The sequence below is a fragment of the Sphingomonas sp. GW821-FHT03E12 genome (genome assembly GCF_059420685.1).
Genome location: NZ_JBWKUF010000002.1, coordinates 99716 through 117357 on the forward strand (window position 1 = coordinate 99716; position 17642 = coordinate 117357).

The 17642-nt window shown below is 67.1% G+C and carries 12 protein-coding genes; 8 read left to right on the forward strand and 4 right to left on the reverse strand.

Annotated elements, in window-relative coordinates; genetic code table 11:
* Positions 1-5: 5 nt before the first annotated feature.
* Positions 6-1322, forward strand: a complete 1317-nt coding sequence (locus AC07TU_RS05910) for an MFS transporter (protein ID WP_495186996.1) — start codon at positions 6-8, stop codon at positions 1320-1322.
* 99 nt (positions 1323-1421) lie between these two features.
* Here the strand turns inward: AC07TU_RS05910 and AC07TU_RS05915 are convergent, their stop codons facing one another.
* Positions 1422-1841, reverse strand: a complete 420-nt coding sequence (locus tag AC07TU_RS05915) for an Lrp/AsnC family transcriptional regulator (RefSeq protein WP_331027705.1) — start codon at positions 1839-1841, stop codon at positions 1422-1424.
* 197 nt (positions 1842-2038) lie between these two features.
* Here AC07TU_RS05915 and ocd point away from each other — a divergent pair, with 197 nt between their 5' ends.
* From ocd to AC07TU_RS05935, 4 genes are all read left to right on the forward strand, one after another.
* A complete protein-coding gene (gene ocd, locus AC07TU_RS05920; RefSeq protein ID WP_495186997.1) occupies positions 2039-3079 on the forward strand; it encodes an ornithine cyclodeaminase in 1041 nt (346 codons plus the stop codon).
* Between the two features lie 91 nt (positions 3080-3170).
* Positions 3171-4559, forward strand: coding sequence for an amidase family protein (locus AC07TU_RS05925; RefSeq protein WP_495186998.1), 1389 nt, complete (start codon positions 3171-3173; stop codon positions 4557-4559).
* Positions 4560-4657: 98 nt separating this feature from the next.
* Positions 4658-5524 (forward strand): alpha/beta hydrolase, encoded by an 867-nt coding sequence (locus AC07TU_RS05930; protein WP_495186999.1) that lies wholly within the window; start codon positions 4658-4660, stop codon positions 5522-5524.
* Positions 5525-5794: 270 nt separating this feature from the next.
* Positions 5795-6184, forward strand: coding sequence for a hypothetical protein (locus AC07TU_RS05935; RefSeq protein WP_495187000.1), 390 nt, complete (start codon positions 5795-5797; stop codon positions 6182-6184).
* Between the two features lie 88 nt (positions 6185-6272).
* Here the strand turns inward: AC07TU_RS05935 and AC07TU_RS05940 are convergent, their stop codons facing one another.
* The 3 genes from AC07TU_RS05940 to AC07TU_RS05950 all read right to left on the reverse strand — a co-directional run bounded on the left by AC07TU_RS05940 (position 6273) and on the right by AC07TU_RS05950 (position 13309).
* Positions 6273-7997 (reverse strand): amidohydrolase, encoded by a 1725-nt coding sequence (locus AC07TU_RS05940; protein ID WP_495187001.1) that lies wholly within the window; start codon positions 7995-7997, stop codon positions 6273-6275.
* Positions 7998-8061: 64 nt separating this feature from the next.
* Positions 8062-10164, reverse strand: a complete 2103-nt coding sequence (locus AC07TU_RS05945; RefSeq protein ID WP_495187002.1) for a TonB-dependent siderophore receptor — start codon at positions 10162-10164, stop codon at positions 8062-8064.
* A 445-nt stretch (positions 10165-10609) separates the two neighbouring features.
* Complete coding sequence (locus tag AC07TU_RS05950; RefSeq protein WP_495187003.1) at positions 10610-13309, reverse strand: helix-turn-helix transcriptional regulator; 2700 nt, start codon at positions 13307-13309, stop codon at positions 10610-10612.
* Between the two features lie 228 nt (positions 13310-13537).
* Here AC07TU_RS05950 and AC07TU_RS05955 point away from each other — a divergent pair, with 228 nt between their 5' ends.
* The 3 genes from AC07TU_RS05955 to AC07TU_RS05965 are packed head-to-tail and all read left to right on the forward strand — an operon-like array spanning position 13538 to position 17563.
* Complete coding sequence (locus AC07TU_RS05955) at positions 13538-15157, forward strand: hydantoinase/oxoprolinase N-terminal domain-containing protein (protein WP_495187004.1); 1620 nt, start codon at positions 13538-13540, stop codon at positions 15155-15157.
* The gene (locus AC07TU_RS05960; RefSeq protein WP_495187005.1) at positions 15147-16265 is read left to right on the forward strand and encodes an S-methyl thiohydantoin desulfurase family protein; all 1119 of its coding nucleotides are present in this window, start codon (positions 15147-15149) and stop codon (positions 16263-16265) included. Before AC07TU_RS05955 ends, AC07TU_RS05960 begins: the two co-directional genes overlap by 11 nt.
* Positions 16262-17563 (forward strand): cytosine permease, encoded by a 1302-nt coding sequence (locus AC07TU_RS05965; protein ID WP_495187006.1) that lies wholly within the window; start codon positions 16262-16264, stop codon positions 17561-17563. The genes AC07TU_RS05960 and AC07TU_RS05965 overlap by 4 nt, the downstream gene beginning before the upstream one ends.
* Positions 17564-17642: the final 79 nt, after the last annotated feature.

Sequence of the window (17642 nt, forward strand, 5' to 3'; positions counted from 1 at the left end):
GGCATATGACCAACGACCCGCGCGCGGTGATTGCCGCAGCGCCGATGCACCGGCTGCAGATCGTGGTGGTGGCTTTGTGCATTGCGCTCAACGCATTGGACGGCTTCGACGTGCTGGCGATCAGCTTCGCGGCGCCGGGGATCGCCACCGAATGGGGGGTGGACAAGGCGACGCTGGGCATCGTGCTGTCGATGGAGTTGCTCGGCATGGCGGTAGGATCGGTGCTGATCGGCAATGTCGCCGACCGCATCGGCCGGCGGCCGACGATCCTTGGCTGCCTGAGCGTGATGACCGCGGGGATGTTCGCTGCAACCGTCGCGAACGGGGTGGAGATGCTGTCGGCGATCCGCTTCCTGACCGGGATCGGGATCGGGGGGATGTTGTCCTCGACCAGTGCGATGGTGGCCGAGTTTTCCAATGACCGGAGGCGGGGGCTCAACGTCGCGCTCAACATTGCGGGCTATTCGACCGGGGCGATCCTGGGCGGGCTGGTCGCATCGGCGCTGCTCGCCTCGACCGGGGACTGGCGGTCGGTGTTCATGCTGGGCGGGGTAGCAAGCGCGGCGATGATCCCGCTGGCGGTGTTCTTCCTGCCCGAATCGATCGAATCGCTGATCGCACGGCGGCCGGCGGGGGCGCTTGAGAAGGTGAACCGGACGCTCAAGCGACTGGGGCATGCCGCGGTGGCGGCCTTGCCCGCGCTGCCCGAAATGCGGGTGAAGCCCTCGATCGCCTCGCTCTTCAAGCGCGACTATGCGCGGGTGACGATCCTGCTGACGGCCGCGTATTTCGCGCAGATCCTGTTCTTCTATTATATCCAGAAATGGATCCCCAAGATCGTGGTCGATCTGGGGTTCGACGCGGCACAGGCGGGGCGGGTGCTGGTCTGGGCCAATGTCGGGAACCTGAGCGGGGCGGTGCTGATCGGGCTGGCGAGCCAGCGCTTCAACCTGCGACCGCTGGTCGGCGGGGCGATGCTCGCGGGGTTCGTCGCGATCGGTGCATTCGGGCTGGCGGGGGCGGATCTGGTGCGGCTGTCGGTGACGGCTGCCATTGCCGCCTTCTTCATCAATGCCGGGGTGGTCGGGCTCTATCCGATCCTTGCGCAGACCTATCCCGCGGCGTTGCGGGCGAGCGGGACCGGGTTCGTGATCGGCGTGGGGCGCGGCGGATCGGCAGTCGGGCCGGTGGTTGCAGGCGCGCTGTTCGCGAGCGGGAACAGCCTGTTCGCGGTCTCGCTGACGATGGGTCTGGGCGGACTGATCGCCGCGGCGATGGTGTTCCTGCTGCCCCGGGCGCGGCGCGGAGAACCACACGCCTAACCCGAGGCCGTTCGTGTCGAGCGAAGTCGAGACACACTAGGGTTGCGTCAAGTCCCTCGACTGCGCTCGGGACGAACGGGAAATCGGATTGCCTGGCCCCTAAAGGCTGCTGAGCAGCAGGCTCGTCTCGCTGTTGAGCACGCCTTCGATCTGGCGCACCTCGCGCAGGATGCGGTCGAAATCGGCGAGGCTCGCTGCGGTGATCTCCGCGACCAGATCCCAACCGCCATTGGTGGTGTGCAGCGCCGCCAGTTCGGGAAAGCCGCGCAGCCGCTTGATGATCGCAGTGGTCGATCGGCCCTCGATCTCGATCATCATCACCGCGCGGACCTGATCGTTCGACTGGCGCGCGCGGATGGTGAAGCCGAGCACGGTGCCGCTTTCCAGTAGCCGGTCGAGCCGCGCCTGCGCCGTCGTGCGCGAAACCTTGAGCACCGCGGCGAGTCGGGTGATCGGCATCCGCGCATCTTCGCGCAGCGCGGCGATCAGCCGCCGGTCGAGATCATCGAGCTCGTGCATCTGCCTATTCTCCACACGTCTTGCGCAGGCCTGTCACGGGCCAGTTCATGCACGGCGACGGGTCCGCAATCTGTGCGGATCGGGTGAGCAGATTGATCAAATGAGCGCACGAAGTTGCGCAGCATGTGCCTGTCGCCTGCACCCGCCCGCCCTCTAGCATCGCTGGAGATCAAGGCCAGAGACCAAGGGAGGCGGCGATGGTGCAGTTTGTGGGCGTGAGCGAGATCCGGCGGATCGTGGCGCAGGTTGGCATCGACGCGGTGCTGGCGCGCATGGTCGATTATCTGGAGGCCGATTTCCGCCGCTGGGACCGGTTCGAGCGCATCCCGCGGCTTGCCAGCCACAGCCCAGGCGGGGTGATCGAGCTGATGCCGACGCAGGACGATGCGCTCTACAGCTTCAAATATGTGAACGGGCACCCGTATAATTTCGAGCGCGGGCTGCAGACCGTGGTCGCGATCGGGCTGATGGCCGAGGTCGAGACCGGCTATCCCGTGTTCCTGTCGGAAATGACGATCCTGACCGCGCTGCGCACCGCGGCGATGTCGGCACTGGCGGCGAAGCATCTCGCCCGGCCCGAGGCGAGGACGATGGCGATCATCGGGCTTGGCGCGCAATCGGAGTTCCAGGCCGCGGCGTTCCGCGCGGTGCTGGGGATCGAGACGGTGCGCGTCTATGACGTCGATCCCGCCGCGACCGCCAAGTTCGTGCGCAACATGGCCGGGCGCGGCGTACGCGTGATCGCCTGCGAGGAGCCGGGCAGCGCGGTGATGGGCGCGGACATCGTCACCACCGTGACCGCGGACAAGGTCCAGGCGACGATCCTCTCCGACAATATGGTCGGCGCCGGGGTTCATCTGAACGCCGTTGGCGGTGACTGCCCGGGCAAGACCGAGCTGCAGAAGGACATCCTCGCACGCGCCAGCGTCTTCGTCGAACTGACCGAGCAGACCCGGATCGAGGGCGAGATCCAGCAGATGCCCGCGGACTTCCCGGTGACCGAACTGTGGCAGGTGATCCGTGGCGAGGCGTCGGGGCGGACACGGCGTGACGAGATCACGCTGTTCGATTCGGTCGGCTTTGCGGTCGAGGATTTTGCGGCGCTGCGGCTGCTGCGCGATCTCGCGACGGAGACGGGGCAGTTTGAAACGCTCGACCTGATCACGAACCCCGCCGATCCGCGCGACCTGTTCGGGCTAATCGCCCCGGTGGCGGTCGAGGCGGCGCAGGCGGCCTGACGGGTAACACGGCCGGGAAAACGGGTGGCAGGCTGGACGAATCGTCCAGCGCACAGTGCAGATCGACCAGTAGTTTTGGGAAGGGATGAGCATGTCGATGACGCTTGCGCAGGCCGACGCGATCGCGCGGCTCGACGGGCATGGCCAGGCCGATCTGGTCCGGCGCGGCGAGGTTCCGCCTGAGGCACTGGTCGAGGCGGCGATCGCGCGGATCGAGGCCGTGGACGGCGCACTCAATTCGCTCGCGGTGCGCGCCTTCCGCCATGCGCGCGAAGCCGCGGCACGGGTAGATCGCGACGCGCCGATGGTGGCGGTGCCGTATCTGCTCAAGGCTTCGCTCGAATATCCCGGGTTCCTGTGCGAGGCAGGGTCGCGGGCGAAGAAGGGGGAGATCGCAAGCCGCGCCTTTCCGCTGGCAGAGGCGCTCGACCGGGCGGGAATGGTGCCAGTGGGTATGTCGACCATGCCCGAATTCGGGCTGAACGCGAGTGGCGAGGCGCTGCTCTACGGTCCGACGCGCAACCCGTGGGACCTGTCGCGCAGCTCGGGCGGATCGAGCAGCGGCGCAGGCGCGGCAGTGGCGGCAGGGCTGGTGCCCTTCGCCACCGCAAGCGACGCCGGCGGATCGATCCGCATCCCCGCGTCCAACTGCGGGATCATCGGCTTCAAGCCGAGCCGCGGCTGGAACGTCCGCGCGCGGGCGTATAATTTGGTCGACGATATCCTGTGCTCGGACAGCCTTTATGGCCGGTCGATGCGCGATACCGTCTGGGCGGCGCGGCATCTGCGCCCGGTTGAGAAGGGCGCCACGGTACCGCCGGGCCGGAAGCTGCGGATCGCGCTCGACCTGACCGGCATGGACGGCGCCGGGCCGGAGCCTGAGGTCGAGGCAGTGGTCCGGCGTGTGGCGGCACTGTGCGAGACGCTGGGGCATCGGGTCGAGGAGGTCGCGCAGCCGATCGACCGTGCGGCGCTGCGCACGGGCTTCACGACGCTGTGGGACTATCTCGGCGGCGAGACCGTCGATCATTATGGCGACCGCGCGTGCGAGGTGCTCGAGCCATGGACGCTCGGCCTCGCCGGGCGGCGCGCGGGCGTAACGCCCGAGCTGCTCGCCGAGGCGCTGGCGCAGGTCGATCGTGCCGCGGCGGCGCTGGCCGGCTTCCACGAGCGGTTCGACGTTGTGCTCTCGCCCGTCACCGCGAGCGTGCCGCCGCTGCTCGGCCACCTCGCGCCGACGCGGCCGGTGGACGAATTGTTCGACGCGCTGTTCGGTTATGTGAACTACACGCCGCTGCACAACATGACCGGGACGCCGAGCATCTCGCTGCCTCTGTTCGCGGGAGAGAGCGGGTTGCCGGTGGGGGCGATGTTCTCGGCCGGGCATGGCGGGGACGAGCTGCTGCTCGGGCTGGGCGAGGAGCTCGAGGTCGCGAGCCCCTGGGCCGATCGCTGGCCGCCGATGGCATTCGCGGGCTAGCCCTTACCCGTCCGGTGCGCGGCTTACCCGCGCATGCGCTTTGGCGGCGCCGCCGGGCGGGGTTAGCCTGTGGGCAGGACCGAACGGGGAGACAGGCGATGAAGGCCGTGAAGACGCTTGCGATGCTGGCAATGGTGGCGCTGGCCGCGCCCGCACTGGCGCAGGACAAGTCCGCGCCGGCGCCCGGCTATACCATGCCGCAGACCGCGGCCTGGGACATGAAGGCGGCGAACGGCCAGACCTATCGCATCTTCGTGTCCTTCCCCAAGGGGGCTCCGCCGGAGGGCGGCTATCCGGTGCTCTATGTGCTCGACGGCAATGCGCTGTTTGCCTCCTTCGCCGAGACGCGGCGGATGATGGAATGGTCGCCGGGGGACAAGGCGATCGTGGTCGGCGTCGGCTATCCCACCGACGAAGCCTATGACGTGCGCCGGATCGACGACTTCACCGGCGCGCCGACGACATCGGGCGCCTATGCCAAGTTCGCCAAGGAGAAGAGCGGCGGCTGGGACCGGTTCCTCGACTTCCTGACCGGCGAGCTGCGCAGCGAGATCGGCAAGCGCTACAAGACCAATGCCGAGCGCCAGTCGCTGTTCGGCCATTCGCTGGGCGGGCTGTTTGCGCTCCACACGCTCTACACGCGGCCGGGCGCCTTCCACGCGATCATCGCGGCGAGCCCGTCGATCTTCTGGCACGAGGCGATCACGCTGAAGGAAGAGCGCGATTTCGCGGCGCGGTTGCAGGCGGGGAGCGTGCCCAAGGTCGCGCGGTTGCTGGTGGTCGCCGGCGACCGCGAGGAAGCGATCCTCGAGCGTTGGGACGCCGAGGATTTCGTCCAGCGCATGGCGCCGCTGTCGGCCCACGGGTTGCGCACGCGGTCGGAGATCTTCGCGGGGGAGGGGCATATGACCGTGCCGGTGCGCGCTGTGCCCGCGACGTTGCGGTTTGCGGTGAACTGGCCGTGAGGGCCGCTGAGTAGGCGCATGGTTGCGGATACTCTGCTGACTGCGAGTACGCCCCGTCATCCCGGCCTTGTGCCGGGATCCGCGGTGCCTCGGACGATGCGATAGAGCCTCTTGTTCTGCGCTGGCCTTCCGGTGGATCCCGGCACAAGGCCGGGATGACGGAGAATAGCTACGCCCGGTAGCGATCCCGTTGCGGACATTCTCGCGGGCGGCAAGCGCTGCTAAGTCGAGCCGTTAATTGGGGCGAGGGGCGGCATGACAAGAGACTGGATGTGGGGCTGGACCGGGGTTCTTCCGGGAGTTCTGATCGGCCTTCTTGTAACGGAATACTTCGGTTTGTTCGGCAAGACGTCGGCATGGGCGGCCATTGCCGTGCCGCTTGGTCTCGCCGGTGTATTTGCGACGGGCGTCCTTTGGGTTGTAAACCGGCGCAGCATTCGCAAGGCCAGACTCGCCGGTCGTCGGATCCAGCTCGTTGTCAGGCCCTTCCACGCCGTCGTGGAGGGTGCGTATATTTGCCTTGCCATGTTTGGCGCTTTCGCCTTGGCGAAGCTGGTCTTCCAAGGGCAGTTCAGCAGCTGGCAGGGAAGCCTCATCGTGAGCGGTGCATGGGGCTACATCATGGCACTGGCAAAGACCGCATACACGAGCCCCGATTGAGAGGCTCTGTATGTGAAGCGAATGTCCGCTAGCCGCCCAGTAACGGACATTCCCCTCTCCGCCTGCACAACCCGGTGGACCGGCGTCGTTACCGCTTCAGCGCCCCCAGATCGCCGTACACCGGCTTGCCCTGGAACAAAGTCACCAGCACCTTGGCCTTGCTGATCTGGTGCACCGGCAGCTTGAAGATGTCCTGGTCGAGCACGACGAGGTCGGCGTTCTTGCCGGTCTCCAGCGATCCGGTGAACGTCGCCATGCCATTCACATAGGCGACGTTGAGCGTGTGGCTTTCGATCGCTTCGGCGAGGCTCACGCCTTCGCTCGCCACGAGCGGCTTCGCCTTGGCATCGCCTGCCACCTGGCGGGTGATCGCGACCTCGAGCCCTTCCAGCGGATTGGCGGTGGCGACGGGCCAGTCGGCGCCGTAGGCGAGCTTGCCGCCGGCGCGGACGATGCTGCCCGCGGGGTAGATATATTGCATCCGCTTCTTGCCGATCGCGGTCTGTGTCAGCTCCATATAGGGGTACCAGGACGACCAGGTCGGCTGGAACTGGGCATAGGTGTCAAGCTTGCCGAAGCGCAGCTGGTCGGCCGGATCGACGACGTTGAGATGCGTGACCATGTGGTAGACCGGCTTCATGCCATTGGCCTTGCGCGCTGCCTCGACCGCGTCGAGCGAGATGCGCACGCCGCCGTCGCCGATCGCGTGGAGGAAGGCGTGCATGCCCTTTGCGTCGGCCGCGGTGACGGCCTGTTTGAGCATGTCGGGCGCGATCTGCGGGGCGCCGCGCTGGGTGTCGCCCTCATAGGGGGCGAGCATATAGGCGGTCTTTTGCGGGATCACGCCGTCGACATAGAATTTGACCGTGTGGGTCGGGATGCCGAGCGCGTTGGCGCGCTCCGCCGCCTTGAGCAGCCCGGGGAACTGCTCCATCCCGCGCTCATTCTGCCATTTGAGCGAGACCGAGACATAGGTGGTGAGCTTGCCCGCGTCCTTCACCGCCTTGTACGCGTCGACCATGCGGCTGCCGCCGGCATCGTCGAACTCGACCCCGGCATCGTTCCACGCGACGATACCGAGGCTGTTGAACAGCTTTGCGGTGTAGAGGATCGAATTCTGGTAGTCGGCATCGGTCGGTGGCGGGACCAGCTTGGCGATCAGGCCTTGCGCCGATTCCTGCAGGCTGCCGACCGGCTCGCCCGTCGCGGGATCGCGGTCGATCGTGCCGTTGACCGGATCGGGGGTGTCTCTGGTGATCCCGGCCAGTTCGAGCGCCTTGGAGTTCACCCAGTTGGTGTGGCCGCCGACGGAGTCGAAGATCAGCGGGCGGGTGGTCGAGATGGCGTCGAGGATCGCCTTGTTGGGCACGCCGTTGGGCGGGAACAGTGAATCCTCCCAGCCCACGCCATAGACGGCGCCCGTCCCCGGCGTGTCGGCGACGCATTTGGCGATGATGCGCTGATAGTCCGCGATCGACTTGCCGTCGTGGAGCGAGCAGCGCGTCTTGGACAGCGCGCCGAACAGCGGATGGGCATGGGCGTCGCCGAATGCGGGCAGGACGAGCCGGCCGCCGAGATCGACGACCTTCGTCGCCGGCCCTTTGCTCTTCGCGACGGCGGCGGCGGGGCCGACCGCGACGATCTTGCCGTCCCGGATCGCGACCGACTGCGCCCAGGGCTGTTTCCTGTCGACAGTGTAGATGCGGGCATTGGTCAGGATCGTGTCCGCGGTCACGGACTCGCGCGCCTGCGCGGTCCCCGCCATCAACAGCGCGAGCGCGGTGAGGCGGGCGGGGCGGGTCAGGTTCAACATGGTCTCTCCGGGTACGCTGACAGGAAACGGGCCGGCGCGTGTGGCCGGCCCGCAGAGGCGTGGTTCAGAATTTTCGGCGGAGCGAAGCCATGATCGTGCGGTCCTTGCCCATGTAGCAATAGCCCTCGTTGACCGGTGCGCCCGTGTAGCTGCAGTTGGTGTAGACCTTCTTGTCGAAGATGTTCGCGCCGTTCACCGACAGCGTCCAATCCCGGTAGCCAAGCTCGATCATCGCATCGACCAGCGTGACGGGGGCAATACGGTAGGTTTGGTCGAAGCTCACCTTGTCGCTCTGGTAGCGCACGCCCGCGCCGACCTTGGCGTTCAAATCGCCGCCGAGGTCGAAGCCCTTGGAAGCCCAGGCCGATGCCTGATGCTCGGGCAGATTCTCGCGCCGGTCGCCGCGCCTGCGGCCATCGACCACGAGATATTCGGCACGGGTGTAGCTGTATGCGGCGGTGAGGTTGAAGTCGCCGGGCAGACGGACATTCGCCTCCGCCTCGATGCCGCGCGACCGCGTCGAGCCGCCCTGGATGAAGTTCTGCAGCTCGTTCGGATCGGCGATCAGGACATTCTGTTCCTTGATGTCGTAGGCGGTGACCGTGAACAACATGCGCGAGCTGGGCTGGAACTTGATGCCCGCTTCATATTGGCGGCCGGTCCGCGGCACATAGGGAACGCCGAAGAAGTTCGAGCCGAACACCGGCAGGAAGGACTCCGAATAGTTGAAATAGGGCGACACGCCCTTGACCAGATCGGCGATGATGCCGCCGCGGAAACTCCACGCCTTGTTGTCCTCGAGCTGGACACCGTTGACGTTGGAGCGGACCTTGTCGTGGCGCGCGCCGAAGACGAGCGAGACGCGGTCCCAGGCGCGGATCTGGTTCTGGAAATAGAAGCCGAGCTGCGAATTCTTGGTATCGGTGGTCCAGCCCACGCCGCTGGTGAACGGCACGCCATAGACCGGGTTGTAGAGGTTGAGCCCCGGCGCCGCCCCGAACCCTTCCTGCTTGTCCTCGCGGAACTTGGTATAGTCGAAGCCGGCGAGAATCTGGTGGGTCAGCGGCCCGGTGTCGAAGCTCAGCACCAGATTATTGTCGCTGTTGAAGCCGTTATACTGGGCGCGGTTGAGGTACCAGGCGCGGTTGGCGATGGTGCGTGCCGCATCGGCATAGGCGCTGCCGAAGCCGGTGAAGCCGAACACTTCCTGATAGTCGACGTCCTGCTCGAAGAAGCGGTTGCGGCTGTTGAAGCTGAACCGGTCGCTGAAATTGTGCGTCAGCAGGATCGTCGCGGCATAATAGTCGGCGAAGGTGTGGTTGAAGCCCGGCTCGCCCAGATAGAAGTCGTTCGAGATGCGCACCGCGTCGCTGGCGGCATCCACCGTCTTGCTGGTGGGCAGGTAGGTCTGGCTGCCGAGGCGGTCGCGCTGATAGACGCCGATGAAGGTGACTTCGGTGTCGGGTCCGGGCTTGAAGGTGATTGCGGGCATCACGGTGATGCGATCGTTCTGCTGCGATTCCTGCTGGAGATTGCCGTCGCGGACCAGGCCGACGAAGCGTGCCGAGAGACCATCGGCCAGCGGGCCGGTGATGTCGAACTGGAGCTGCTTGAGGTCGTCCGAGCCGTACATCAGCCCGATCTCGCCGCCGAAGACCGTCTTCGGGCGCTTGCTCACCGAGTTGAGGATGCCGCCCGCGCCGCCGCCGCCATAGAGGGTCGAGGAGGGGCCGCGGAGCAGTTCGGCGCGCTCGACCGTGAAGATCTCAAGCCGCCCGCCATAGATGAAGCCCGGCATGCGATTGAGGCCGTCGAGATACTGCTCGGCGCCGGTGCCGCGCACCGCGAGGAAATCGCCACGGGTATCGACGCCGTTCAATTCGCTCGCCGCGCCGGCGCTGTAGCGGATCACATCCTGCAGATTGACCGCGGCGCGATCGTTGAACTCCTGCGCGGTGATGATGCTGATCGACTGGGGGATTTCGGTGAGTGCGGCGTCGGTCTTGGTACCGGTCTGCGCGCGGGTACCGATGACGGTGACGTCGTCATTCTCGACGGCGGGCTCCACTTCCTGCGCCGCCACGGGCAGCGCCGCGAGGCAGCATGCCGCGAGCAGCGCGCCGCGCAGCCTGTGCCTGGAGCCGATAAGTCCGATCCGCTTGGTCATGATCAAAAACCCTTCCCCGAAATTTTTATGTCCGGCCGGATCGCTCGCCGCATTTAGGGTCCAAACTCGATCAGGACGTGGGCATGACAGCGGCGAAAAAGTTCGCCGGCAAGGCGGTCGCAAAGGCAGGTAGCGGCGCTACCTGACGAGCGACCAACGCAGTCCGGAGGGCTTTTTCGCCCTGCCCCCGCGGGGTGGCGATCTGCAGGCCCGTGGCTGCGTCGCGGCGCCTCGACGGGCCAACCGGCCCGCCTTCGCCCCCGCTCCTATCCACGAACCTGCAGATCGCCATCATGCTCCACGTCCTGATCGAGTTTGGACCCTAATTGCGCGGTTCGATCCTCCCACTGCATTGAAACCCGGATCGGGCGCCGAGCCACGCGTTTATCAGGGTAAGAGAAGGGCAAGACGGGTAAGCGGGCAGGCGGCAACGGGGAAAGCCGTTTCAGGCGGCCGGTTGACCCGCGCCGTTGGAGATGAGCCCGCGCTCGCGGAGCACGCGCACGGCGTCGCGGCGCTTGTGCACGCCGATCTTCCGGAACACTGATTTGAGCCGGTATTTGACCGTGTCGGGCGACATGCCGATCAGCCGCGCGATTTCCTTGTTCGAATAGCCGAAGCCGAGATGCTCGAGGATCTCCGCCTCGGCATCGCTGAGCAGGCCGGGTGCGGGGCCGGCGACGGGGCGCGCCGCCAGCGAGCGGGCGATGCCCTTGAGGAACTGCGCGCGGAAGCGATCGAGCTGCGCGGTGCCGCCCAGCGTCTCGTTGAGCAGCGGTTCGGCGAAGCGGCGCTGGTCGATGAAGGGGCGGGCGATGTTCTGGAACATCGCGGTGCCGACCGCATCGTCGAAACAGGCACGCGCCTTCGCAGTGTCGCCCGCCACGCGATGGCCATAGGCGAGCAGGATGTTGGCATCGACCAGCAATCGCCCGGCGCCGTGCTGCGCGGCCCAGCGCTTGAGCTTCTGGAGGTCGGCAAGCGCGGGGGCGTGATCGCCGCCGGTCAGCGCCATCCGGGCGCGGCACAGGCGTGCGGCGGTGACGACCGGGCGATGGACGGTCGAATCCTCCTCGTCCCGGTCGGCGAGCGCATCGAGGTCGAGTGCCTTCGCCGCGGCAAGCGCCTCCGCCGGATCGTCGCCATATTGGATCAGCAGGTCGAGCTCGCACAATGCCGCGCGCAGATCGAGCTGACGCAGTCGGCGCCTTCCGGCAAGGCGGCGCGCGCGCGCGATCATCGCCTGCGCCGCGTCGAGCGTGCCTTCGGACGCTTCCGCGCGCGCGGCGGTCAGATAGGCAGCGGCGTAGACGTCGGTCCAGCCGTCGGACAATTCCATGTGCGGAACCGCCCAGTCGAGCAGCGCGAGGGCGGCGGCAGGCTGATCCTGCTCGTAGAGCAACTCGGCATCGAACGCCGCACAATTGGCGGCGAGGTCGGAGCGCGGACCGAAATTCGCTTCGATCTGTTCGCGCGTCGCGGTGAGGATAGCCGCGGCATCCTTCATCCGTGCCTGTGCCTGACGGATACGCGCTTCGAGAAAGCGGGTGAAGACGTCGCTGTAGAGCGAGCCCATCGCCAGATAATGGTCGCGCGCGGCGATCGTCGGCTCCAGCGCGCGCTCCAGCCAGCCGCCCTCGAAATATTTGGCGCCCAATGTCTCGCTGATGTTGGCGAGGACGAGATGGTCGTTGGCGGGCAGGGTGCGCAGCAGCGATTCGCGTTCGAGCAGGACGTCGAGCGTGACTGGCTCATTCTCATAGTCCGCCAGCACATCGCCGACGACGCGGATCTCGGTCCATTGATCGGCGGAAAGGCTCGCAGCCTCGGCTTCGGCGACGAAGCGGTCATAATCGGCGCGCGCGGTCGCCATCTCGCCGCGCTTGATCTCCAGATAGACCCGCGCGAGCGCCAGCCGCGGACGTGCGGCGATCAGTGTTGCGGGGAGCTTGCCCAGGCCGCGCTCGACCATTGCCTGATGCCCCAGCGGGATCAGGCGCCAGCCGCCCGCATCCTCGAGGATCGTGGCGAGCATCGCGTCGTCGCCGGACTGGATCGCGTGGTTGACCGCTTCAGCGGTCTCGCCGCGCTCGGCGAACCAGATCGCGGCGCGGCGGTGGAGCGCGCGGAACTGTGCCGCGTCGCGCCGGGCGAGCCGGTCGCGCAGATGCTCCGCGACGAGCTGGTGGTAGCGATAGGCCTTCCGTTCGGCGCTGAGCGGGGTGAGGAACACGCCCTGCTCCTCAAGCCGTTCGAGGATCATCCACCCGTCCTGCCGGTCGCACAGCAGGTTGACGAGATCGCCGGTCAGCCGGTCGAGCAATGCGGTGCGCAGCACGATCTCCTGCGTTTCCGCGGGCATCGTCATCAGCACCTGTTCGGAGAGGTAGCGGGCGAGGTCCGAGCTGGGGCCGTGAAACTCCTCGACCAGCCGGCGGTGATCGGCGCCGCGCTTGAGCGAAAGCGAAGCGAGCTGGAGCGCGATCGCCCAGCCTTCGGTCCGCTCGACGATGCTGCGTACATCCGCTTCGCCCAGTCCCTGGAAGCGCGACAGCAGCGCCTCGGCCTCGTGCGTCTCGAACTTGAGGTCGTCGGCGGTCAGTTCGACCAGCTGCTCCTCGGCGGCGAGGATCGACTGGCCGAGCCAGGGATAGTCGCGCGAGGCGATGACGAAATGGCAATGTTCGGGTGCGAGCTGGATCAGCGTGCGGACAAAGGCGTCGACCTCCGGGCTTTCGGCGCGGTGGAAGTCGTCGAGGATCAGCACCACCCGGCGGCTTTCCTGCGCCAGCCGGTTGACGATCGCCGAGACTGCGGCGCGCGGGGGCAGGGCAGCGGCGAGCGGCTCGCCCTCCTCGCCGTCATGCGGTCCGGCGCCGTCGAGCGCGCGGACGATGTAGCGGGTGAGGCGGCGCAGGTCGGAATCGTCGCGCTCCAGCGTCAGCCAGGCGACGCGTACCGCATCGGGGTCGAGCCGGTCCTTCCACTGTGAGAGCAGGCTGGTCTTGCCATAGCCGGCCGGGGCCTGGATGAGCGTCAGCCGCCGCGCCAGCGCCGCGTCGAGGCGGGCGAGCAGCTCATCGCGCCGTATCTGGTTGCCCATCCACATGGGCGGCGCAAGCTTGGTATGGATCAGCGCATCCATCGGGCGTTTCCCGTTGCGGCCTCCGTCCTTTGCCCATCGCAATTCGCGGTGCGCCCGGGCAGCGTATGTTACACGATCATGTCGCTCAAGCGGCGGTTCGATGATTACCCGGAAACCGTCCCCCGTTACCCGTTCGGCAGGGCCCGGCACCCGTTTTACGCGTTGCGGACAAGGGCTTGGCTCCGCACCCTTTAGGCCAAGAATTTTCCAACAGGCCGGGAGTGTTGCGTGCGGATTGGTGTCGATGTGGGCGGGACGAACACCGACGCCGTGCTGATGGACGGAAGCGAAATTCTCGCCTCCACCAAGCAGCCGACGACTGCCGATGTCAGTTCGGGCGTGGCCGCGGCGATCGCCGCGGTGCTGGCGCAGGGCGGGATTGCGGCAAAGGCGGTGCGATCGGTGATGGTCGGCACCACCCATTTCACCAACGCGCTGGTGGAGCGCAAACGGCTCGAACCGGTGGGGGTGCTTCGGCTTGCGAGCCCCTCGGGCGAGGCGCTGCCACCGCTGACCGGCTGGCCGACCGATCTTGCGGATTGCGTCGGCGGAAACGTCTTCCTGCTGCCCGGCGGCTATGAGGTCGACGGACGCGAGATCGCCCCGTTCGATGCGGAGCAGGTGCGCATCGCGGCGCAGACGCTCAAGGCGCGCGGGATCAGGGCGGTGGCGATCACCAGCGCCTTTGCCCCGGTCAACGCGACGATGGAAGAGCAGGCCGCGGAGATCGTCCGTGCGGTATATCCCGAGGCGGCGGTGACGCGATCGAACGCGATCGGGCGGATCGGTTTCATCGAGCGCGAGAATGCGGCAATCCTCAATGCGGCGCTGTCCACGCTGGCGGCGTCGGTGGTCGCCGCGTTCGAGGCAGCGCTCAAGGATCTGGGGATCGCTGCGCCGCTCTACATCTCGCAGAATGACGGTACGCTGATCTCGGCGGTGCAGGCGGCGGCGCATCCGGTGCTGACGATCGGATCCGGGCCGACCAATTCGATGCGCGGCGCGGCGTTCCTGACCGGGGTGCAGGACGGGATCGTGATGGATGTCGGCGGGACCACCACCGATATCGGCGTGCTTGCCAACGGCTTTCCGCGCGAATCCTCGGTCGCGGTCGATATCGGCGGGGTGCGGACCAATTTCCGTATGCCCGATATCCTCGCCATCGGGCTGGGCGGAGGGACGCGGGTGCATCTCGACCCGGCGCTGTACGGGGCGCGGGCGCTGCCTGAGGATGCGTTGCGGGTGGGGCCGGATTCGGTCGGCTATCGTATCGCGGAGGAGGCGATGCTGTTCGGCGGCGATACGCTGACTGCGAGCGATGTCGCGGTCGCGGCGGGCAAGGCCGCGTTCGGCGATCCGGGCAAGCTGCCCGGGCTCAGCGCGGCGACGGTCGCGGCGGTGTGGGACCGGTTCCAGGCGATGCTGGAGGACGGCGTCGACCGGATGAAGACGACGCGCGGCGACGTCACCATCCTGGCGGTGGGCGGCGGCAATTTCCTGATCGCCGATAATTTGAAGGGCGCGGCGAAGGTGGTTCGTCCGCCGCATGCCGCGGTGGCCAACGCGGTCGGGGCGGCGATCGCGCAGGTGGGCGCACAGGTCGAGCAGATCGTCGCCTATGACCAGACGCCCCGCGCCACCGCCATCGAGCAGATGCGCGCCGACGTCACCGCGCGGGTCGCGGCGGCGGGCGGCGACCCGAAGACCATTCAGATCGTGGAAGTGGACGAAGTGTTCTTGAGCTACCTACCCGGCCGTGCAGCACAGCTGCGCGTGCGCGCCGTCGGCGACCTTGCCGAGCCCCAGGGCAAAACCGCGAGCAAGCGATCGGTCCAGCATGCGCATTGATCGCACGGCGCTTGCCGATCTTGCCCGCGGCGCCGCCTTCCTGGGATCGGGCGGCGGCGGCGATCCCTATTACAGCCTGTTGCTGGGCGAGGCCGAGCTGGCGCGCGGCGCGGCGTTCGATCTGGTGCCGCTCGACAGCCTTGCCGACGACGCGCTGGTCGTGCCGTGCGGCTGGATCGGCGCGCCGACCGTTTCAGTCGAGAAACTGCCCAGCGGGCGCGAGGCGCTGGCCGGGCTGGCGCGGCTCGAGAAGGAGCTGGGGCGCAGGATCGATGCGGTGCTGCCGATCGAGATTGGCGGGGGCAACGGCCTTGCCCCGCTGATGAGCGCGGCGCGGCTGGGCGTGCCGGTGGTCGATGCCGACGGCATGGGCCGGGCCTTTCCGGAATCGCAGATGGCGATCTTCAACATTCACGGCCTGTCGGCCTGCCCCTCGGTGCTGACTGCGGCGTGCGGATCGCTCAACGTGATCGAGACCGACGACAATCTGGTGCATGAGCGGGTGGCGCGCGCGCTGTCGGTGGCGCTGGGCGGGATCGCGCACATGGTCGAATATCCGCTGACCGGCGCGCAGGCCAAGGCGCATGCGATCGGCGGGAGCGTGTCGGCGGCGATCGCGGCGGGCGCGGCGATCCGTGTGGCGCGGGAACAGGGAGAGGACCCGTTCGAGGCGCTCTACGCAGCGTTGGCGGCGTCGGGCCTCTATCCGTTCGCGGGCGGGCTGTTCGACGGCAAGATCGTCGACCTGGAGCGCGAGACGCGCGGCGGCTTTTCGGTCGGCCGCGTGGTGATCGAGGGGTTCGGCGCGGGCAAAACCGGAAATGGGGGGCGGATGGAGCTCGAGTTCCAGAACGAAAACCTGATCGCCCGCCGCGACGGGGCGGTGCTGGCGCTGGTGCCTGACCTGATCACCGTGATGGACCTCGAGACCGCGGATTCGATCACTACCGAGCGCCTGAAATATGGCCAGCGCGTGAAGGTGGTCGGCGCGGCAGCGCCCGCCATGCTACGCGAGGCACGAGCGCTGGCATTCGTCGGGCCGGCGGCATTCGGCTTCGGCGAAGCCTATCAACCGATCGAAACATTGAACGGGTGGGACAAGGGATGAGTTCAGGCGCGCCGGGCGGACAATATGCAAACGCGCCGCTTCCGGAGCATCTGACCGTCGCGGGGTGGCGGGTCGCGCTGATCGTCGCGAGCTTCAACATCGCGCTGCCCGGCTTCCTCAACGGCGCGCAGACCGGCATGGCGCTGGGCTTCTGGCCGGCGGCGCTGGCAGCGTTGCTGGCGGGCCTGATCCTGTGTGCGGGCGCGTGCCTGACCGCCTGGACCAGCGTGCGCACCCGGCTCACCACCTATCTGCTGATCCAGCGATCGTTCGGGCGTTGGGGGGCGGCGCTGGTCAACATCGTCGTCGCGATCGTCCATTACTGCTGGTTCGGGGTAAATGTCTCCTTCTTTGCCGGCGCGATCGTGGCGCTGGTGGGGCAGGGCTATGCGATCCCCGGCGACTTCACCGCCTTTGTCATCGCGGGCAGCGTGCTGATGATCGTCTCGACCATCTATGGCTTTCGCGCGCTCGACCGGCTGGCGCTGGTCGCGGTGCCGCTGCTCGGCGTGATCCTCGCTACGGTCGCGATCCTGGCGGTGCGGCGGTACGGTGTCGAGCTGGCGCCTGCAGCCAAGCCGCCGGTACCGATGAGCTTCGGCATTGCCCTCTCCGCGATCGTCGGGGGCAATATGCTGACCGTCGCGGCGATGCCCGACCTGTCACGCTACATCCGCACCGCACGCGGGGCGCTGTCGTCGATGATCCTGTCTTTCCCGGTTGCCACCCCGCTGCTGCTGATCGCCGCGGCGCTGCCCGCGCTGGCGACGGGTGAGACGGACATCATGAAGCTGGTGACGATGCTGGGCTTCGGCTTGCCGGTGCTGCTGATCCTGATCCTGTCGATCTGGACGATCAACGCGGCCAATCTCTATTCGGCCAGCCTGTCGATGAGCGCGACCTTCCCCAAGGTGCGCGAATGGGTGTTCATCTGCATCGGCGGTGCGGTGGGCGGGAGCTTCGCTGTGATGGGGATCATCGATTCCTTCGTCCCGTTCCTGCTGTTCCTCGGCATCCTGATCCCGCCGATCGCCGCTATCTATGTGATCGACGCCTTCATCACCTTTCGCGGACGTGACGCAGCGGAGACGATCGCGACGCTGCCGCCGGTGCGCTGGCCCGCGGTGCTGACCTGGCTGGGGTCACTGGCCGTCGCGCTTGGGATGGAGCGGCTGGGGCTGACGTTCACCACCGTGCCGATGATCGATGCGACGATCATCGCGACCGCCGCCTATCTGATGGTGATTCGCCTGCGTGCGCGGGTGACTCCAGGGGAGGGGCCTTCCGCAACTGGCTAAACGGGTAATCCGTGGTACACTGCGGGTCATTCGCAATAAAAAGACGCTAATGCTAGTGACTCGCAACAACGTAGCGGCT